The 18,288-nt window shown below is 72.8% G+C and carries 19 protein-coding genes and 1 tRNA gene; 13 read left to right on the forward strand and 7 right to left on the reverse strand.

The window, feature by feature from the left end; translation table 11 throughout:
* Window positions 1–10 precede the first annotated feature (10 nt).
* From H7827_RS22185 to H7827_RS22200, 4 genes are all read left to right on the forward strand, one after another.
* Entirely contained in the window at window positions 11–763 is a 753-nt protein-coding gene (locus tag H7827_RS22185) for a Tellurium resistance (RefSeq protein WP_386536521.1), read from the forward strand.
* A 113-nt stretch (window positions 764–876) separates the two neighbouring features.
* Window positions 877–1,209: a hypothetical protein gene (locus H7827_RS22190; RefSeq protein ID WP_432747087.1), complete on the forward strand. Its 333-nt coding sequence runs from the start codon at window positions 877–879 to the stop codon at window positions 1,207–1,209.
* Window positions 1,206–3,002 carry an alpha/beta hydrolase gene (locus H7827_RS22195; protein WP_432747088.1) on the forward strand — a complete coding sequence of 599 codons (1,797 nt, stop codon included), beginning with the start codon at window positions 1,206–1,208 and terminating at the stop codon, window positions 3,000–3,002. Before H7827_RS22190 ends, H7827_RS22195 begins: the two co-directional genes overlap by 4 nt.
* Window positions 2,999–3,640, forward strand: a complete 642-nt coding sequence (locus H7827_RS22200) for a hypothetical protein (RefSeq protein ID WP_432747089.1) — start codon at window positions 2,999–3,001, stop codon at window positions 3,638–3,640. Before H7827_RS22195 ends, H7827_RS22200 begins: the two co-directional genes overlap by 4 nt.
* Window positions 3,641–3,646: 6 nt before the next feature.
* Here the strand turns inward: H7827_RS22200 and H7827_RS22205 are convergent, their stop codons facing one another.
* Window positions 3,647–4,303: a TerD family protein gene (locus H7827_RS22205; protein ID WP_432747090.1), complete on the reverse strand. Its 657-nt coding sequence runs from the start codon at window positions 4,301–4,303 to the stop codon at window positions 3,647–3,649.
* 111 nt (window positions 4,304–4,414) lie between these two features.
* Between H7827_RS22205 and H7827_RS22210 the strand changes: the two genes are divergently transcribed.
* Genes H7827_RS22210 through H7827_RS22220 form a run of 3 tightly spaced genes read left to right on the forward strand, consistent with a single transcriptional unit; the run spans window position 4,415 to window position 8,825 of the window.
* A complete protein-coding gene (locus H7827_RS22210; protein ID WP_030726372.1) occupies window positions 4,415–5,590 on the forward strand; it encodes an HpcH/HpaI aldolase/citrate lyase family protein in 1,176 nt (391 codons plus the stop codon).
* Window positions 5,587–7,983, forward strand: coding sequence for a phosphoribosyltransferase (locus H7827_RS22215; RefSeq protein WP_432747091.1), 2,397 nt, complete (start codon window positions 5,587–5,589; stop codon window positions 7,981–7,983). The genes H7827_RS22210 and H7827_RS22215 overlap by 4 nt, the downstream gene beginning before the upstream one ends.
* Complete coding sequence (locus H7827_RS22220) at window positions 7,980–8,825, forward strand: HAD family hydrolase (RefSeq protein WP_432747092.1); 846 nt, start codon at window positions 7,980–7,982, stop codon at window positions 8,823–8,825. The genes H7827_RS22215 and H7827_RS22220 overlap by 4 nt, the downstream gene beginning before the upstream one ends.
* Here H7827_RS22220 and H7827_RS22225 read toward each other — a convergent pair.
* The 4 genes from H7827_RS22225 to H7827_RS22240 all read right to left on the reverse strand — a co-directional run bounded on the left by H7827_RS22225 (window position 8,773) and on the right by H7827_RS22240 (window position 12,291).
* Window positions 8,773–9,402, reverse strand: a complete 630-nt coding sequence (locus tag H7827_RS22225) for a DUF4383 domain-containing protein (RefSeq protein ID WP_200367477.1) — start codon at window positions 9,400–9,402, stop codon at window positions 8,773–8,775. The two genes, H7827_RS22220 and H7827_RS22225, sit on opposite strands and share 53 nt — an antisense overlap.
* 31 nt (window positions 9,403–9,433) lie before the next feature.
* Complete coding sequence (locus tag H7827_RS22230) at window positions 9,434–9,667, reverse strand: FmdB family zinc ribbon protein (RefSeq protein WP_200367479.1); 234 nt, start codon at window positions 9,665–9,667, stop codon at window positions 9,434–9,436.
* 9 nt (window positions 9,668–9,676) lie between these two features.
* Window positions 9,677–11,014 (reverse strand): hypothetical protein, encoded by a 1,338-nt coding sequence (locus H7827_RS22235; protein WP_432747093.1) that lies wholly within the window; start codon window positions 11,012–11,014, stop codon window positions 9,677–9,679.
* A gap of 161 nt (window positions 11,015–11,175) precedes the next feature.
* Window positions 11,176–12,291, reverse strand: a complete 1,116-nt coding sequence (locus H7827_RS22240) for an RNA-guided endonuclease InsQ/TnpB family protein (protein WP_432747094.1) — start codon at window positions 12,289–12,291, stop codon at window positions 11,176–11,178.
* A gap of 112 nt (window positions 12,292–12,403) precedes the next feature.
* Between H7827_RS22240 and H7827_RS22245 the strand changes: the two genes are divergently transcribed.
* The 3 genes from H7827_RS22245 (at window position 12,404) to H7827_RS22255 (ending at window position 13,597) form a co-directional block, all read left to right on the forward strand.
* Window positions 12,404–12,475: transfer RNA gene (locus H7827_RS22245), tRNA-Val, on the forward strand.
* Window positions 12,476–12,578: 103 nt separating this feature from the next.
* Window positions 12,579–13,109: a hypothetical protein gene (locus H7827_RS22250; protein ID WP_390116758.1), complete on the forward strand. Its 531-nt coding sequence runs from the start codon at window positions 12,579–12,581 to the stop codon at window positions 13,107–13,109.
* Complete coding sequence (locus H7827_RS22255; RefSeq protein ID WP_432747095.1) at window positions 13,106–13,597, forward strand: nucleotidyltransferase domain-containing protein; 492 nt, start codon at window positions 13,106–13,108, stop codon at window positions 13,595–13,597. The genes H7827_RS22250 and H7827_RS22255 overlap by 4 nt, the downstream gene beginning before the upstream one ends.
* A gap of 246 nt (window positions 13,598–13,843) precedes the next feature.
* Here the strand turns inward: H7827_RS22255 and H7827_RS22260 are convergent, their stop codons facing one another.
* Entirely contained in the window at window positions 13,844–15,016 is a 1,173-nt protein-coding gene (locus tag H7827_RS22260; protein WP_432747096.1) for an MFS transporter, read from the reverse strand.
* A gap of 63 nt (window positions 15,017–15,079) precedes the next feature.
* On the opposite strand from H7827_RS22260, the gene H7827_RS22265 reads away from it, so the two are divergent.
* Complete coding sequence (locus tag H7827_RS22265; RefSeq protein ID WP_432747097.1) at window positions 15,080–15,679, forward strand: CGNR zinc finger domain-containing protein; 600 nt, start codon at window positions 15,080–15,082, stop codon at window positions 15,677–15,679.
* 98 nt (window positions 15,680–15,777) lie between these two features.
* On the forward strand, window positions 15,778–16,596 hold the full coding sequence (locus H7827_RS22270; protein WP_030726404.1) for an SAM-dependent methyltransferase: 819 nt from the start codon (window positions 15,778–15,780) through the stop codon (window positions 16,594–16,596).
* 31 nt (window positions 16,597–16,627) lie between these two features.
* On the opposite strand, the gene H7827_RS22275 is transcribed toward H7827_RS22270, so the two are convergent.
* Window positions 16,628–17,272: a DedA family protein gene (locus H7827_RS22275; protein WP_432747098.1), complete on the reverse strand. Its 645-nt coding sequence runs from the start codon at window positions 17,270–17,272 to the stop codon at window positions 16,628–16,630.
* A gap of 299 nt (window positions 17,273–17,571) precedes the next feature.
* Here H7827_RS22275 and H7827_RS22280 point away from each other — a divergent pair, with 299 nt between their 5' ends.
* The gene (locus H7827_RS22280) at window positions 17,572–18,126 is read left to right on the forward strand and encodes a superoxide dismutase family protein (protein ID WP_432747099.1); all 555 of its coding nucleotides are present in this window, start codon (window positions 17,572–17,574) and stop codon (window positions 18,124–18,126) included.
* Window positions 18,127–18,288: the final 162 nt, after the last annotated feature.

Here is an 18,288-nt window from a genome sequence, read left to right on the forward strand (position 1 = left end):
GGAGTGGGACATGGCGTCGCTGTGGAGCTATCTGAGGCGCAGCCGGGAGCCGGCGCAGAAGTTCGACACGGTGGGTGGCGCGGCCAGCTACGCGTACGAACTCACCAAGCGCTACCCGGAGTTCTCCCTCACCCGGCGCGGTGCCGACACCGGCACCCTGCGGGTGGACCTCTCCTGGCGGATGCGCACCGAGCTGGGCGGCTCCAGCCACCGCAAGCTGAACGCTTGGCGGCACCCGCTGGAGCTGTTCAAGCCGGCCGAGATCCAGGGGCACACCCAGGGGCTCGCCAACGTCGACTTCGACCTGGGCTGCCTGTACGAGCTGACGAACGGCACCAAGGGTGTGGTGCAGCCGCTCGGCGGGCTGACCGGGGACTTCGGCGAGCCGCCGTACATCAAGCTCAGCGGTGACGACCGGTTCGGCACCGCCTCGGGCGAGCAGATGTACATCAACCTCGACAACAAGGACGAGATCAAGCGGCTGCTGATCTTCGTCTACATCTACGACGGGGTGGCCGCCTTCAGCCGCGCCAATGTGGTCATCACGCTGGTGACGAGCGACGGCAAGCACGTCGAGATCGGCCTCACCGACCCGCCGGACCAGGCGCACTCGTGCGCGGTGGTCCTCATCGAACACGAGGCGGACGGCGCCCTGGTGGCCCGCCGGCAGGTGAAGTACACCTACGGCTTCCAGTCCGAGATCGACCACCTGTACGGCTGGGGCATGTCCTGGGCGCGGGGGCGGAAGGCCGGCCGCGCCTGAACAGCTGCGCCGCCCGACGGTGACCGCGCCGATCTGAGTACCGGTACTCATGCCGGTCCGTGCACGCCACTGATAGCTTCCTGCTGCCGAATGGCTGATGCGGGGAGCTGACGTTGTCGAACGGACTGGAAGTCGATCCGGGCGAGTTGCGGGGCCTGTCGATCAACTCCGGCGTGGTCGCCGGGAATCTGGACGTACTGCTGCGGTTGCTGCGCACCGCCGAGGGCGAAGGGGCCGCCCCCGGCGGCGGGTTCGAGGCGGTGGCCCGGCTGCGCGAGGTCCGCGCCAGCTGGGAGGAGCGGCTGGGCACCGTACGGGACGAGGCGTCCGGCATGGAGCACGGCCTGGTGACCACCGCCGGGAACTTCGAGGCCACCGAGGCCGGCATCCAGGCCGGCTTCGCCGCGCTCGGCGCGCGCCTGGAGCAGGAGGCGGGGCCTTCGTGATCACCGTCTCGCAGCTGAACTCCGCCCGCCCGGCCGACTTCGCCTCCGAGGCCGAGAACTGGTCGCAGTTCACCACCTGGGCGGGTACGGCCAAGGAGTTCGTCGACCAGGAGATGGCGGACGTGCTGCGCGAACGGTCGGGGGAGACCGTCACCGCCGCTCTCGGCCGCGTCACCGTGCTCGCCGACAACTGCGAGTACGCGCGCCTCCAGTCCGGCCTGGTGTGTGCCGCCCTGGGCGGCCTCGCCGAGGAACTGGCCGACGCCCAGCGGCGGTTGCGGTCCGCCCTGGAGGAGGCGGCCGAGCGCGGCTACCCGGTCGGGGAGGACGGCTCCGTCACCTTCCCCGCGATCGCGGGCGAGGACGGCGAACCCGGCTGGCAGGGCGGCACCGCGACCGGCGGGGGCGGCGGCCGGCTGGGCGACTACCTGGACTCGGTGCGCGCCCTGATCGGCGGCCCGCACGCCATCTCCGCGCAGGGCCTGGCCCAGCGCATCGGGCGCGCGCTGCGGCAGGCGGAGGAGGTCGACGAGCGGTACGCGCGGACCCTGGCCGCCCTCGTCGTCGAACCCGGCCTGCGGATCACCGAGGCGATGTGGGCCGACGCGGGCGAGGACCTGCGCACCGTGGGTGCCGCGCTCACCGGACTGCTCTCGGCGGACGACATCCCCGCCGGGGCCCCGGCGGGGGAGAACGCCGCCTGGTGGAACGCGCTGAGCGAGCGCGAGCAGGAGACCTATCTGGCGCTGTTCCCGGCCGCCCTCGGGGCGCTGGACGGGCTGCCCGCGGCCGTGCGGGACCGGGCGAACCGCGGTGTGCTGGAGATCGAACAGGCCCGGGTCGCCACCGAGCTGGAGGCCCACCGGGCGCTGGAGCCGGCCGCCGGGGGCCCGGCGCACGAGGAGTGGCAGCGCGTACACGACCGGCTGGCGGGCCAGGCGCGGGGCATGGAGGCGATCCAGAACCGGCTGGCGGCGGGCGGTACCAACGGCCTTCCCGAAACGTTCCTGCTCGGCTTCGGCACGGAGGGCAACGGCCGGGCGATCGTCGCCGTCGGCAACCCCGATCTGGCCGACCACACCGCTGTGTACGTCCCCGGGACCGGCGCCCGGCTGGAGAACATCGAGGGCGACTTGGTGCGCGGCACCCGGCTGTGGCGCGAGAGCACGATGGCGGCCATGGGCGAGAGCGTGTCCACCGTCATGTGGCTCGGCTACGACGCCCCGCAGAACGCGATGCCCTTCGAGAAGGGCGAGATCATCCCCTCGGCCACCGACCGCCGTTACGCGCTGGAGGGGGCGCCCGCGCTGCGGGAGTTCACCTCCGGCCTGGAGATCGCGGCGGGCGGCCCCGACGCGGGCCACACGACGGTGATCGGGCACAGCTACGGCAGCACGGTGGTGGGCGCGGCGGCGCGCTCCGACGGCGGGCTGGCCACCGACGACATCGTGGCGGTCGGCAGCCCCGGGATGCTGGTGCCCTACGCCAAGGACCTGGGGGTCGGCAGCGACCACGTGTGGTCGATGGCGGCGGGCACCTTCGACGACGTGGTGCCCAACGCGGGCCGGATGTTCCTGGGCGAGAACGACGTGGGGGTGGAGGTCGGCCGGTACGGCATCCCCCACCTCAAGACCGATGTGATCCCGAATGTCCCCTCGGACGAGCAGTTCGGCGCGCATATCATGGCCAACGATTCCACGGGCCACAGCGCCTACTGGGACGAGAACTCCCTCAGCCTGCGCAATCAGTCGCGGGTGATCGCGGGCCGGTACGACGACGTGGAGCTCGGATGAGCGCGGGGGTACGGGGGCGGCGGCGACCGGCGGCCCCGGCCACCGCCGTACTGGCGATACTGACGGCACTGACAGCACTGACCACGGGATGCGGCGGCGCGACCATGACGACGAACGACGGGCACGACGGGCAGAGCGAGCACGGAACGAACGGAGCGAACGAGGCCGCGCCGGGTGAGGGCGACGGCGCGGCGCCGGTCGCGGAGAAGCCGGTGGAGACGGCGCGGCAGGAGACCCGCGCCCTGTCCGAGCGGCTGCTGGAGCTGGCCGCCCCGGCCGACGGCGCGACGGTCACCGACCCGGGGCCCGGTGTCGACCTGTGCGAGGAGGACCCCGAACGCGAGCGGCTGTTCACGATGTACCACGCCTGGGGCCTGCACCGGCTGCCGCGCCAGGAGCTGGAGCAGGCCATGGACCGGCTGCGGCAGGGCCTCCCGGCGCAGGGCTGGACCATTGTCGAGGACGGTGTCCTCACCAACGCCAACCGCTCCCCGCACCTTCTCCTGGAGAACGCCGCCCTGCACTTCGCCGCCGACATCACCCTGGCCGGCCAGGGTGATGCCTCCCAACTCCAGATCACGCTCCAGTCGGCCTGCTTCAGCACCCCGCAGGGCCAGTCGCCGCGCGGCGAGTTCTGAGGCGGATCAGCCCGGCCCGGGCGGCAGGAACTGGGGGCCCTGGGGTGGGAGGGTGAGGTCGGGCGGGGCCGTTGCCGGCTGGGGATAGCCGTAGCCGGCCCGGCGGCGCGGGTCCTCGGGGGGCGGGGGAGCGGCGGCCGTGACGCCGAACTCCGCGGCCAGGGACACGAGTCCGCCCCGGAAGCCGAGCCCCGAAGCCCGGAAGTTCCAGCTGCCGCCGAAGCGGTACAGCTCGCCGCAGATCACCGCCGTCTCCCCGGGCCGCGGCTCGGGCGTGAAGCGGGCCAGCGGCTCGGCGGCCGAGGCCCCGTACAGCAGCAGATGCGGATGCGTCCTGGCGGCGTCGAAGCCGGACTCCGCCGAGGCGGCCAGCACCACCCGGCCCACCGCCGGGTCCAGCCGGGCCAGCTCGGCCTCCACCGTGGCCAGCAGCCCGTGGCCGTCCCGCCGCTTGGGCAGTCTGCGCACCAGACCGGTGGGGTGCCGAGGCTGGTTGTAGAAGACGAAGTCCCCCGGCGAGCGCACCCGGCCGGTGTCTGCCAGCAGCAGCGCCGACAATTCCACGTCCGCCCCGCCGGAGCCGCGCGGTGACCAGCGCAGCACCGCCCGTACCGAGGTGACCGGCAGCCGAACGGTGGCTCCCTTGTCCAGCGCGTGCGTCATACAGAAATCCTGCCTGCCGCCACACTGGTGAAACAACGGCCCGCTTACGATGGCCGAGATCCGGTGCTGCCGACGGGGTGCCCGGGAAACATCGACCGTCCGGGGTGAAATATGCGGCATTATGGGCACCTATCGGCCGCGCAACGTCGCGTCCTCTTCCATCAGGAGCCGGCCGAATTCAGCCTGGACTCTCCCGTTGACCTGCTGGGCACCGCCCTGGGCGCCACGCTCTACAGCCCCGCGACCCGGCCCCGGCTCGCCTCGGACATCCGCAAGCAGCAGGCCGCCGGCGTGGTGTCCATGGTCCTGTGCCTTGAAGACTCCATCAGCGACGCGGAAGTTCCCGGCGCCGAGGAGAACCTGGTGCGCCAGCTCGGCCGCCTGGAGCGCGAAGACCCCGCCGATCAGCCGCCGTTGCTGTTCATACGGGTCCGCACCCCCGAGCAGATCACCGACCTCACCAGCAGGCTCGGTACGGCGGTACGGCTGCTGGCCGGCTTCGTGCTGCCCAAGTTCACCGCCGCGGCCGGCCCCGCCTTCCTCGAAGCCCTCACCGGCGCCGAGGTGATGAGCGGACGGCGACTGCTCGCCATGCCCATCCTGGAGTCGCCAGAGCTGCTCCACCTCGAATCGCGCGCCGAGCACCTGACGGCCGCCGCCCGCGTCCTGGACAAGTACCGCGAGCGCATACCCGCGGTGCGGCTGGGCGTCACCGACTTCTGCTCGGCGTACGGCCTGCGCCGCACCCCCGACATGACCGCCTACGACGTACACCTGGTCGCCTCCGTCATCGCGGACGTGGTGAACGTCTTCGGCCGCGCCGACGGCACCGGCTACACCGTCTCCGGGCCGGTGTGGGAGTACTTCCGGGCGCAGGAGCGGATGTTCAAGCCGCAGCTGCGCCGCAGTCCCTTCAGCGGGCGCGCCGAGGGGCTGCGCGAATCGCTCATCGAGCACAACATGGACGGGCTGCTCCAGGAGATCGAACTCGACCAGGCCAACGGCCTGATGGGCAAGACCTGCATCCACCCCTCGCACGTGGCCCCCGTGCACGCCCTGTCGGTCGTCTCGCACGAGGAGTTCAGCGACGCGGCCGACATCCTGCGCACCGGTCCGCACGGCGGCGGGGTGCTGCGCTCCGCCTACACCAACAAGATGAACGAAGTGAAGCCGCACCGGGCCTGGGCCGAGCGGACCATCCGCCGCGCCGAGGTGTTCGGCGTGGCCAGGGACGGCGTCGACTTCGTCGACCTGCTGGCCACCGGCATGGAGGGCGAGGGCGAATGACCGCAACCACCTGGAACGGCGAGTGGGTGACGCGCCGGCTCGGCGTGGAGCTGCGGGGTGAGGCGGCGCGCGAGCACCTGGGCCTGGCCGTGCGGCGCAACCCCAAGCGGGCGCACCTGCTGGTGTCACGGATCCTGGGCAAGCACGTGCCGCAGCGGCCGGGGGTGGTGTACGGCGCCGGCCTCGAACTCGGCCGCCGGGTACGGGAACTGCTGGGCGCGGGCGAGCCGGTGGCCGTGGTGCTCGGGTACGCGGAGACCGCCACCGGGCTGGGGCACTGCGTGGCGGACGGCATCGGCGACGGTGCGGGCGACGGTGCGCGGGACGGCGTCACGTATCTGCACTCCACCCGCCGTAACGTCCCCGGGGTCGCCCAGGTGCGGTTCGAGGAGGAGCACAGCCACCACACCGGCCATCTGGTGCTGCCCGCCGACCCGGCGCTGATGGCCGCCGACGGGGCGCTGGTCCTGGTGGACGACGAACTGTCCACCGGCCGCACGGTGCGCAACACCATCACCGCCCTGCACCAACTGCGGCCCCGTGAACGGTACGTCGTCGCCGCGCTCGCCGATCTGCGCACCGAGGAGGACCGCGCGGCACTGGAGAAGTTCGCCGCCTCCCTCGGCACCACCGTCGACGTCGTCTCGCTGGCCGCGGGCGACGTCGTGCTGCCCCAGGACGTCCTGGAGCGCGGCCGGGCCCTGGTCGCCGAACTGGACGACCCGGCCCCGGCCCCGGCCGCACCCGCCGCCACCGGCACCGTACGGCGCCTGGCCCCCAACTGGCCCGGCGCGCTGCCCGAGGGCGGCCGGCACGGCTTCACCCCCGCGCACCGGCGCCGCCTGGAGCGGGCGCTGCCCGGCCTCGCCGCAGAACTCGCCGCCGCCCTGCCGCCCGGCGCCCAGCGGGTCCTGGTGCTGGGCACCGAGGAGTTCCTGTACGTCCCGCTGCGGCTGGCCGCCGCCCTGGAGGACCGGACCCCCGGCGTCGAGGTGCGGTTCTCCAGCACCACCCGCTCGCCCGTCCTGCCCGTCGACGACCCCGGGTACGCCATCCGCTCCCGGCTCGTCTTCCCCGCCCACGACGACCCCGCCGACGGCCCCGGGCCGCGCTACGCCTACAACATCGCGGGCCGCCCCTGGGACGCCGTCGTCGTCCTCACCGACTCGCCCGGCGACCGGCCCGAACTGCACGCCTCCGGCGGCCTGCTGGACCGGCTCGCCGCCCACACCCCGCACGTGCTGCTGGCCACCGTCCCCGCCGCCGCCCCGCCGCTGCGCGGCCCCGCCTTCTCCTCCTACGCCCCCGACGAGGTCGCCTGGCTGCTGAAGGACCTCACCGACGTCTCCCTGGAGGCGCCCACCGAGGAACGCGAGGAGGCCATCCAGAGCGGCGGCGCCCACTACGCCGAATCACTGCCCGTCGAGTACCAGCCGAGCGCCGAATACCAGCGGCTGTTCCACACCGCGCTCGACGCCTCCGCACAGCGGATCGCCGCCGCCGTCGGCACCGTCACCGACATGGTGCTGACCGGCCGCCCCCGCCCCGTCCTGGTCTCCCTGGCCCGCGCCGGCACCCCGGTCGGCATCCTCATGCGCCGCTGGGCCCGGCACGCGCACGGCCTCGAACTCCCGCACTACGCCATGTCCATCGTGCGTGGCCGCGGCATCGACACCACGGCGCTGCGCTGGCTGGCCGCCCACCACGACCCGGCCGACGTGGTGTTCGTCGACGCCTGGACCGGCAAGGGCGCCATCACCCGCGAACTCACCGAGGCCCTCGCCCCGTTCCCCGGTTTCGACCCGTCCCTGGCGGTGCTCGCCGACCCCGGCGGCTGTGTGTCCACCTACGGCACCCGCGAGGACTTCCTCATCCCCTCCGCCTGCCTCAACTCCACGGTCTCCGGGCTGATATCGCGGACCGTGCTGCGCGCCGACCTGATCGGCCCGCACGACTTCCACGGCGCCAAGCACTACACCGAACTCGCCGGGGCCGACCGCTCCGCACACTTCCTGGACACGGTCAGCGACCGCTTCGCGCACGTGGGGGAGGAGGTGGCGCGGGCCGTACCCGAACTCCTCGCCGCCGACCGCACCCCCACCTGGGCCGGCTGGCGCGCCGTGGAACGCATCAGCGAGGCGTACGGCATCGGGGACATGAACCTCGTCAAACCCGGCGTCGGCGAGACCACCCGGGTCCTGCTGCGCCGCGTCCCGTGGCGCGTCCTCACCCGGCGCGGAGCCGGCGCCGACCTCGACCACATCCGGCTGCTCGCCGAACAGCGCGGCGTCCCCGTCGAGGAGACCGACGACCTTCCCTACAGTTGCGTCGGACTGATCCACCCCCGGTACACCAAGGGCGCCACCGGCGCCGACGGAAAGGCAGCACGATGACCGGCACCGGAACCGGGACCGACACCGCCGGCCCCACGCTCATCGCCAGCGATCTCGACCGGACCCTCATCTACTCGCCCGCCGCCCTCGCCCTGGACATGCCGGACGCCGACGCGCCGCGCCTGCTGTGCGTCGAAGTCCACCAGGGCAAGCCGCAGTCCTTCCTCACCGAGACCGCCGCTACGCTGCTGACCCGGCTCACCGCCGCGCCGCACGCCGTGTTCGTCCCGACCACCACCCGCACCCGCAAGCAGTACCGGCGCATCAGCTTCCCCGGCCGCCCCGCCCCGTACGCGATCTGCGCCAACGGCGGACATCTGCTGGTGGACGGCGAGACCGACTGGGACTGGCACGCCCAGGTGCGGCGCACCCTGGCCGCCGAATGCGCCCCCCTGGCCGAGGTACGCGACCATCTGCGCCGCTCCGCCGACCCCCGGTGGCTGCTGAAGGTGCGCGACGCCGAGGACCTGTTCACCTACCTCGTCGTCGAGCGCGATCTGCTGCCCGACACCTGGGCCAAGGAACTCGCCGACTGGGCCGGGCCGCGCGGCTGGACCGTCTCGCTCCAGGGCCGCAAGCTGTACGCCGTGCCGCGCCCGCTGACCAAGTCGGCCGCCGTCGCCGAGATCGCGCGGCGCACCGGCGCCGGTACGGTGCTGGCCGCCGGTGACTCGCTGCTGGACGCCGACCTGCTGCTGGCCGCCGACACCGGCTGGCGCCCCGGGCACGGCGAACTCGCCGACACCGGCTGGAGCGCCCCGCACGTCACCGCCCTGGAGGGGCGCGGGGTCAGCTGCGGGGAGGAGATTCTCCGGGCCTTCGCGCGTCACTGCGGTGCGTGAGGGCGTGCTGACGGGCGGCGGCGTTCTCGCGCAGCCGCCGCTCCTCGGCCGCCTGCTCCGGATGCCGGGCCTGCCAGTACGGGTTGTCGTGCGGCAGCCGGCCGCTGACCCGCCCGTACATCCCGAAGAACATCAGCAACAGCCCCACCACGAAGCTGAAGAGAACGTTCTGGATGCGGAACGCCAAGAAGTTGGCGCCGGTCTCCAGCACGGCGAGGTTGTAGAAGCCGCTCAGCACGAACAGGACGCCCACCACCAGGTTGAGGGTGGAGGCGAAATTGCCGCCCTTGATCATGCCGACGAACAGCAGCAGGCCGAAGACGATGGACAGCCAGCTCAGGGCGCCGTTCCCGTTCAGCCCGGCGATCGTGTTGTCCCCGGTGGAGAAGAAACCGATGCGCTGGATGACGCCGAAGACCCCGAAAACGATCAGCGCCAGCCCCATGAGCCCGGCACCGATCCGGTAGACCGTGCTCAGGCGGTGCTCGGCGGGCAGATGCTCATCGAGCCTGGCCCGCAGGAACAGACCCCGCAGTCCGACCTCGGGCACCCGGTCGTGCGAATGCGTAGTGGCCATCTCTCCACCATGGACCCCATAACGGGACGCATCAACCGCAGCAGCCGCCCCCGCAGCAGCCACCGCCGCCACCGGCCGCCGGCGCCGGGCCCGCGGCGGCCGGGGAACCCGCACCCCCGGCAACGGCGACCGCGACGGTCGACAACAGCTTGACGGAGTCCTCGTGCCCGGCCGGACACACCGCGGGATCACCGGACGCGGCCATCGGACGGCTCAGCTCGAACTGGGTGCCACAGCTGCGGCAGCGGTACTCATAACGCGGCATGGCCACAGCCTAGCGGCGCCGGATGTCCTCCACGACGGAGGAGACCAGGCCACGTACCGCCTCCATCTCGGTCAGGAACAGCCAGTAGTCGGGGTTGCGGCCCCCCGACTCCAAAGCGGCCACCGCCCGGTCCAGCCGTTCCACCGCCGCGTCCAGCGGCCCGGCGTGCCGCGGGTCCGGGACGGACCGGCCACTCATCGCCAGCCGCTGCCCGTCCCGGATCGCGAACCTGGTGCGCTCCGCCTCCTTCGACGGATCGAAGGACACCTCGTTCAGCCGCCGCAGCCGCTCACCGGCCGCGGACACCGACTCATCGGTACGCCCCAGCAGCGTCTGCACCGCCGCCAGCCGCGCCGTCGCCTCGTCCCAGCGCTGCTCGTCGCGCGCCCGCTGGGCGTCACGCAGCGTGTTCTCCGCCTCCCGCACCGAGGCCGCCGCCTGCTCGGGCACGCGCTGGAGGTCCTGCCAGCACGCCGCGCTGAACCGGCGCCGCAGCTCGCTCAGCACCGGCTCCACCTGCCCGGCACGGGTGGTGATCGCCTGCGCCCGGGTGCGCAGCGACGACAGCCGCTTGTCGATCCCCGCCGCACGACGCGGCAACTGCTCGGCCTCCGCGGTGATCGCCTCGGCCCGCCGCCGCACGTCCTCGGCGCGCCGCACGGTCGGCTGGATGCCGTGCTGGGCCGGGCCCTCGTTCAGCAGCCGCAGCTCGGGGCCGAGCGCCGCCAGCGCGGTGGCCAGCTGATCGGCGGCCAGCCGGGCCTCGCGTACCGAGTCCAGCGCGGAGGTCGCGGCCAGCAGCGCCCGCTTGGCGCCCTCCACGGCCGGGGCGACCTGGCGCAGCTGGTTCTCGGCGTGCTCCAGCAGCGGGCCCAGGCTCTCGCCGAAGCGGTCCAGATCGGCCTTGACCCGGCGCAGCTCGTCACGGACCCGGGTGAAGTCGTGCCGGGCGCGGGAGGCGGTCCCGGCGTCCAGATCCTCGCTGTCGAGGTCGTGGGAGTCGACGGTACGGATGTACTCGTGGCTGACCTGGTCGATGCGCTCGCCGAACGCGGCGAAGTCCGCCGCCACCCGGCCCGCCCGGCGCGTGTCGTCGGCGGCGGCGGTGATGGTCTCGATGGTGATCCGCAGCTCACGCTGGGCGGTGTCGAGGTCGTAGAAGGCGGCGGCCGTCTCGTCCTGCGCGGCCTGCGCCTCGTTCCGCAGGTCATCCACCCGGCCCCGGCCCCAGCGCCGCACCCCGCCGCCGGTGAACGCCCCGGGGAGCGCGAGTGCCACGGCGGGCAGCAGCGCGAGCGGCAGCAGCGCGATCCCGGCAAGTTCCTTCGCGGTACGCGTCGCCCTCACTGTGCACTCTCCCCACTCCACGACTTCCGTCATTCTTTCGTGGCTTCTCCCCGCTTGAAGGCGGGGGCTTCATTCCCTCGCGGGATTGAACTTCCTGATTCATCGGGCCGTGCCTCCCCGGAGGACTCCGGGATCGGTCCTATCGACCCTCCACAGGCGTTTTACTTGTCCGCCCGCCCGGCGGCCAAGAGGTTCTTCGCCGCGTTCACATCACGGTCATGCTTCGTGCCGCAGTTCGGGCAGGTCCACCACCGTACGTTCAGCGGCATCCTGCTGTTGATGTGGCCGCATCCCGGGGTGGAGCAGAGCTTTGAGCTGGGAAACCAGCGGTCCACGAGCAGCAACTTGCGCCCGTACCAGCCCGTCTTGTAGTCCAGCATGCGCCGCAACTCGCCCCAGCTCGCGTCGCCGATGGCGCGGGCCAGGGAATGGTTCTTCATCATGGTGCGCACGGTCAGGTCCTCGATGGCCAGGGCTTGGTTCTCACGTACCAGCCTCGTGGTGACCTTGTGCAGATGATCCCGACGCCGATCGGCGATCCGGGCATGGATGCGGCTGACTCGCAACCGTGCTCTGGCGCGGTTCGCCGAACCGTGGGTCTTCCGGCTCAGAACTTTCTGCGCTTTGGCCAGCTTGCGCCGGTCACGACGTTCGTGCCGAGGGTTCGCGATCTTCTCCCCCGTGGAGAGGGTGACCAGGTGGGTCAGGCCCGCGTCGACTCCCACGGTGGCACTACTCGGGGGAAGCTGTTCGACGGCCTCCTCCACGAGAAGTGACACGAACCAGCGCCCCGCCGCGTCCTGCGACACCGTGACAGTGGAGGGTTGGGCCCCCTCTGGCAGCGGCCGGTGCCACACGATGGGCAACGCCTCGCGGGTCTTCGCCAGCTGTAGCTGACCGTCTCGGAAGCTGAAGGCGTTGTTGGCGAAGACAGCCGACTTCCGCGACCTTTTCCTGCTCTTGAATCGCGGGTACCGGGCCCGCTTGGCGAAGAAGTTCGTGAAGGCATTTTGCTGGGCGCGCAGGCACTGCTGGAGTGGGACGTTGGACACCTCGCTGAGAAAGGACAGCTCGTGGTCCTGTTTCCACGCGGTGAGCCACTTCGCGGTATCTACGTACGAGGTGTTCTTGCCCTCGTCCTTGTACCGCCGGGTGCGTTCTGCGAGCGCCTTGTTCCAGACCATCCGGATGCAACCGAACGTGCGGTATAACAGTGCCGCCTGATCGGTGGTCGGGTGGCAGCGGTATTTGTACGCCCGCTTGATGATCTGGGACACGCTTGACATGATACTGCCTGACTGTGTCAAAGCACTGTGGTCTCCATGAGCAGGGGAAACGTGACCGGGCGTACTCTGCCACGGTCGGCCATGTACGCTGTTGCACATCTGCGGGTGCATAGCTCAGCGGTAGAGCGCCGCCCTTACAAGGCGGATGTCGGCGGTTCGAACCCGTCTGCACCCACTCCCGTGCGATCCACCCGGCCCGTCCTCCCCTGTGGGGGGCGGGGCTTCGTGGTGTGCGGGGCGCGGTGTCCCGCGTCGGGGGAGAAGGGGCGGGCCGGACGATGAACAGTGGTCTGTTCACGGTGATGTGGGGGCTGACGGCGACCGCGTTCGGCTGGATCGTCGCCACGGACTTCCGCGACGCGGCACGCCGTCTTGAGCTGATGTCGCGGCGCTCGATGCCGTTCGGCCTCGGCCGGCGGCCGGTACCGGCGTTCGCCGGTTACCCGGTGCCGCGGCTGGTCGCCGGCTTCTTCGGCCTCATGGGGCCGGTCATCCTGGTGGTGGGCCTGGTCGAACTCGCGGGCCCGGACGGCGCGGTCACCTCCGCCATGCCCCGACCGCCGTTGCCGTTCCTGCTGTTCGCCACTGTGCCCGGCGCGCTGGGGCTGTGGATGCTGTGGCGGCGGTCCGGCCCGCTGCGCGCCGAGTGGGCCGGGGGCGGAGTCGTACGGCGCGCCGCCGTCGTCGTGCTGACGCTCGCGGTGCCGTTCGCGCTGCTCGCCTCCGTGTTCGGCAGCATGACCATGCTGCCGCTGGGCTGGTTCCTGGCCGCCGTGGCCGGGCTGATCCTGCTGCCGGGGCGACGGTGAACGGCGCGGACGTACGGGAGATCCTGGCGCTGCTGCGGGCGGCCGGCGCCGAGGTCTGGGTCGGCGGTGGATGGGGCATCGACGCGCTGGTGGGGGAGCGGACGCGGGACCACCGTGATCTGGATCTGATGCACCGAGCGGAACAGGAACCGGCGCTGCTGGCCGCGCTGGCCGGTGCCGGGTTCGCCGAGACCACCGACTGGCGGCCCGTGCGTTTCGTGGTCGCGGACGCCCGGGGCCGGGAGATCGATTTGCACCCCCTGGAGTTCGCCGCGGACGGAAGCGCCCTCCAGTGCGCACCCGACCCCGGGCGGCCCTTCCGCTATCCCGCGTCCTGCTTCGTCACGGGCACGATCGATGGTGCCACCGTGCCGTGTCTGTCGGCGCGGCAGCAGGTGTACTTCCACCAGGGGTACGAACCCACCGACCGCGACCGGCACGACATGGCGCAGCTGCGACGGGTGTTCGGCATCGACACGCATTTCTGAGCGCCCGGCCGCCTGTCTGCGTGCCCGACGGAAGCGCCGTGACGGGCCGTCGCACCGCCCCCGGCCGACGGGAGACGGAGGTGGTGCGGGCAGCAGGCGGGGTGGGGCTGTCCGAGGTGGTGCCGCACCGGGACGATCCGTCCAGCGGGCCCGGTGCCCAGGAGCTGGTGCCGGTTTCCGCCGGCCGGGGCGCGCCGTGCGCCTCCGGCTCCGTCCGGCCCGTCGGCGATCTCGCGCCGGCCTCGCTCACGCCGTGGTGCCGCCCACCGGGTCGCTTGCGGGGACCGTGTGGCGGGCGAGGTGGGTGTGGAGGGCGGCGGCGGCCAGGTGGAGGGTGGCCGTCCACGTCAGCAGGAGTGCCGGTGGGAGTGCGGCCAGCAGGCCCACCACGGCCGCGCCGCAGGCCGCCGCCGTGATCTTCAGCCCGGCGCCCAGGGTGAAGACCTGGGCGCGCAGGTGGTCCGGGGCGTGATCGGCGCGGATGCGGAGGGTGGCGCTCAGCAGCGGGCCGTCGCACAGGCCCGCGAGCGCGTACAGCGGCAGGCAGAGCACCGGCGACGGAGCCAACGCCGCCGCGCCCAGGGCCACTCCGGTTCCGGCCAGCGTCACCGTGACCAGCCGGGCGGGCGGTACGGGGCGGCGCAGCCGGGCGGTGGCCAGCGCGCCGGCGAGGGCGCCGAGGGCGAACACCGTCAGCAGCAGGCTGCCGCCGCCGGGGAACGCCCGCTCCTCGGCGAGCAGCACGGTGGTGGTGGTCAGTCCGCCCACCCCGAGGAAGGCCAGGGAGGTGGCCGCTGTGACGGCCCGCAGCTGCGGGACCCGCCACAGCGCCGTCATACCCGCTGTCATGGCCGCCGTCAGTCCGGCGCGCGGGGGCGTGCGGGCGGGAGCCGGGGGCCGCGGTAGGGCCGTCGTCAGCAGGGCCGCCGTCGCGGCGGACGCCGCCAGCGCCAGCATGGCCCGGCCCGGGCCGGTGAGGGCCGCCAGCACGCCCACCGTCGCCGGGGCGGCCACCGAGGCGGCGTTGTAGACGGTCGCGTCCAGGCCGTAGGCGCGGGTGCGGTCCCGGCCGGCGGGGGCGAGCCCGGCGACCAGGCTGGACAGGCCGCCGGCCACCACGGGGCCGCAACTGCCGCCCGCCACCGCGATGGCCGCGGTCAGCGGCAGCGGCGCGTGCCCCACGGACGCCGCCAGGGCGGCGATGGCCGCCGCGAAGATCCCCAGCGCCGCGCCGTACCAGCGGGCCGGCAGCGCGCCCACCAAGGGCGCGGCGAGTACATGCGGCGCCATCCAGGCCGTCAGGACGAAGGCTCCCTGGGCGGCGCTGCCGGTGCGGTGCAGCGCCAGCAGGGCGAGCGCCACCGCCATGCCCTCCTCGGCGAGCCGGGCCAGGAACGCCGTCGTCAGATAGCGGGACATGCGGCGGTTCGTGGCTCTGCGGCTCTGTAGCGGCTTATGGAAATAAGACGTTACAGTCGGGCCATGGTCAAGCAGGGGTTCCGTCCCGCCCAACGGGCGATCGCTCTCGCCAACGCCGTACGCGCCACCCCCGGCCTGACCCGGGACGCGCTCGCGGAACTGCTGGTACGGCACGGGGAGCGGCCCGTCGATGTGGCCGGGGAAGCGTTCGACGAGGGTGACGCGGCCGCCCTGCGCGGCGCCGTCCAGCGGCTCCTGGACGAGGTGTTGACCGACCCGGGCGGTTCCGAACCCCGCCCCGACACCGGCGCCGAGGACGACGCCGCCGCCGACGCCCGCACCGACCGTGCCGCCCACGCCCTCAATCACATCCTCGCCGACTGCGGTGCCCGCCCCCGCCTCTCCCGGCACGACGGGCAGCCCTGGCACCTGCACGTCGACCGGGGCGACGACGCCGGCTGGGCGGACTGGTTCCTCGCCTCCAGCGCCCTCGCCCTGGCGCAAGTCCTCACCGAGTACGGCCGCGCCGCCTGGGGCACCTGCGCCTCGCCGCGCTGCGGCACTCTCTTCCTCGGCACCGGCCCCGGCAGCCCCCGCTGTTACTGCTCCCCGGCCTGCGCCTCCCGCGAGCGGGTCGCCGCGCACCGCCGCCGTATGCGGTGAGCATTCACCGTTCCTTCGAATGGCCCGCAAACCCGCGTGGCGCAAGCACCGTTAGTCTGCTCGGAGTTGACTGTTCAATGACGGAGTGAGGAGCCGGAGTGGCAGAGCTCAACGACGAGACGGGTGGTCCGGTGGACCTGCGCACGGACCAGCCGCACGCCGCCCGGATGTACGACTATCTGCTGGGCGGCAAGGACCACTACACCGTGGACGGCGAAGCCGCCGAGAAGGCGCTGACCGCCTTTCCGCTGCTGCGCACGGCCGCCCGGGAGAACCGCAAGTTCCTGGGCCGCGCCGTCCAGTACCTGGTGCGCGAGACGGGCATACGGCAGTTCATCGATCTCGGCTCGGGGCTGCCGACCGCCGAGAACGTCCACCAGGTCGCCCAGCGCCACGACCCGACCTCACACGTCGTCTACGTCGACAACGACCCGATCGTGCTCGTCTACGGCAGCGCCATGCTCGCCCAGGACCGGCGCACGGCTGTCATCCAGGGCGACGCCCGCGATCCGCGCGCGGTCCTCGACCACCCGCGCACCCGTGAACTCATCGATTTCAGCGAGCCGGTGGGCGTTCTGGCGGTCGCCGTGCTGCACTTCGTGGGCGACGAGGAGAAGCCGGAATCGATCGTGCGGACGCTGCGAGACGCCGTACCCTCCGGCAGTCACTTCATCCTGTCGCACGCCACCGCCGACATCGCCCCCGAGGCGGCCATGGGCGTCCAGCGCGCCTACCGGGCGCAGGGCGTGCCGCTGACGCTGCGCGACAAGGCGCGTTTCACGGAGTTCTTCGAAGGGCTGGAGATCATCGAGCCCGGGGTGCAGGTCGTTTCGGACTGGCGGCCCGAGGTGCCCGAGGAGGAGCGGCCCGACCACGCCGATGTGTCCTGGTACGGAGGCGTCGGCCGACTCGCCTGACCGGCGGCGCGGGGCGGTGTCGCCCCGCTGCCTACGCGGTGGCGGGGGCCGGCTGGGCGGGGGCCGGACGCAGCAGCCGGACGGCCACCGCCCCCGCCACCGCCAGGGCCAGCAGCGACAGGCCGGTGCTGATCCAGCTCGCGCCCAGGATCTGGCCGCCGAGGTAGCCGATGCCGACGCTGTAGCCGGTCCACACCACGGCGGCCAGCGCCGACCACGGCAGGAAGTCCTTGGCCCGGCGGCGGGTGGCGCCGGCCCCGAGCGAGACCACCGCCCGCCCGGCCGGGGCGAAGCGCGCCAGGACGACCAGCGAACCGCCGCCCCTGGCCAGGGCCGAGCCGAGTCGTACCTGGGCGCTGGAGAGGCGCCGGGAGCGGGCGATGGCGGTGTCGAAGCGGCGTCCGCCGTGCAGGGCGAGGCGGTAGGCGCACAGATCACCGAGGAACGAGGCGGTCGCCGCGCACAGCATCAGCAGGGCCAGCTGCGGCAGATGGGCTCCGGGGTTGGGGGCCGGCAGGCCCGCCACGTCCATGGCCGTACCGCCCGCGATGGTTGCCGCGGTGACCACGACGGCGCCGCTGGGGAGCACCGGGAGGAAGACGTCGAGCAGGATGAACAGCACGACGACGAGGTAGATCCACGGGGCGTAGAGCAGGACCCCCAAGGTCTCCAACACGTGTTCCCCGCTCCCCGCGCAGCCGTTGGGCCGTCAGCCGTCCTCGTCGCTGGATGTTCTCGATAGTGACGCATTCCTGTGCACGGTCGTTCCCCATGTCGTGCGTACACGTACCGCCGTACAGCGTACGCCCGCGTCATCCAGCCGGTGAACGCGGGTGCGTACGGCGGGCGCCCCGCTCCCGAGGGGGGCATCGTGTGGAAACGCCCCAGGTGAGGGGCTATGCGCAGCGGCGTGTGAGGAGAACGGACATGGGTGTGCGGAGCACGGGGACAAGCGGTGTGCGGAAGGGGCGGCGGATGCGCTCGCTGGCGCGCTCGCTGGCCCCCGCGATGGTGTTGACGCTGGCGGGCACGGGGATCGCGCAGGCCCGCGCCGGGGGTGACGGGGCGCACTGGCTGCGGGCGTGGGGGTACGCCGTCCCGCCCGGTGAGAGCGCCGACCGTGACGCGCTGACGTACGACGAGGACGTGGTGCCCGCCGGTGCCCGGATCCAGGTGGTGCAGCGCGTGACGGGCGACGCGATGACGGTGGAGCTGGAGGTGCGGGGGGTGCTGCCGGGGCACACCTTCGGGGCGCATGTGCACGAGTCCCCGTGCGGGGAGGACCCCGCCGACTCCGGTCCGCACTACCAGAACGTGCCCGGCGAGGACCCCGGGGCGGCGAACCCCCGCAACGAGGTGTGGCTCGACTTCACCGCCGACTCCCAGGGCCGGGGCACGGCGGTCTCCCGGCACGCGTGGGTGTTCCGGCCGGGCGAGGCCAACTCCCTGGTGCTGCACGAGCACGCCACCGGGGACCACGGGGTCGCGGGCGGCAGAGTGGCGTGCCTCACGGTCGCGTTCACGGACTGAGGGTGTCGCGTACAGTGGAGGCGTCTGAAGGGGAGTAGCTCTTCGCCGGACCGTCGACATACTGGCCCCCCGGGGCCCGGCGCCCGGAGCGGACGCGTGAGCGTCCGCCAGCGAGACCTTCGGCCAGCAGTGTCCATGACGCTGCCGTGCCGAAGCGTGCGC

It is taken from the genome of Streptomyces sp. JH002, from assembly GCF_050916115.1.
GTDB classification, from domain to species: Bacteria; Actinomycetota; Actinomycetes; order Streptomycetales; family Streptomycetaceae; genus Streptomyces; species Streptomyces xiamenensis.

Bases quoted from the DNA above. Each gene is read 5' to 3' on its own strand.
- H7827_RS22200 (WP_432747089.1), top strand. From the start codon at position 2,999: ATGAGCGCGGGGGTACGGGGGCGGCGGCGACCGGCGGCCCCGGCCACC.
- H7827_RS22205 (WP_432747090.1), bottom strand. From the start codon at position 4,303: ATGACGCACGCGCTGGACAAGGGAGCCACCGTTCGGCTGCCGGTCACC.
- H7827_RS22210 (WP_030726372.1), top strand. From the start codon at position 4,415: ATGCGGCATTATGGGCACCTATCGGCCGCGCAACGTCGCGTCCTCTTC.
- H7827_RS22185 (WP_386536521.1), top strand. From the start codon at position 11: ATGGCGTCGCTGTGGAGCTATCTGAGGCGCAGCCGGGAGCCGGCGCAG.
- H7827_RS22265 (WP_432747097.1), top strand. From the start codon at position 15,080: ATGGTCAAGCAGGGGTTCCGTCCCGCCCAACGGGCGATCGCTCTCGCC.
- H7827_RS22215 (WP_432747091.1), top strand. From the start codon at position 5,587: ATGACCGCAACCACCTGGAACGGCGAGTGGGTGACGCGCCGGCTCGGC.
- H7827_RS22220 (WP_432747092.1), top strand. From the start codon at position 7,980: ATGACCGGCACCGGAACCGGGACCGACACCGCCGGCCCCACGCTCATC.
- H7827_RS22260 (WP_432747096.1), bottom strand. From the start codon at position 15,016: ATGTCCCGCTATCTGACGACGGCGTTCCTGGCCCGGCTCGCCGAGGAG.
- H7827_RS22225 (WP_200367477.1), bottom strand. From the start codon at position 9,402: ATGGCCACTACGCATTCGCACGACCGGGTGCCCGAGGTCGGACTGCGG.
- H7827_RS22280 (WP_432747099.1), top strand. From the start codon at position 17,572: ATGCGCTCGCTGGCGCGCTCGCTGGCCCCCGCGATGGTGTTGACGCTG.
- H7827_RS22230 (WP_200367479.1), bottom strand. From the start codon at position 9,667: ATGCCGCGTTATGAGTACCGCTGCCGCAGCTGTGGCACCCAGTTCGAG.
- H7827_RS22250 (WP_390116758.1), top strand. From the start codon at position 12,579: ATGAACAGTGGTCTGTTCACGGTGATGTGGGGGCTGACGGCGACCGCG.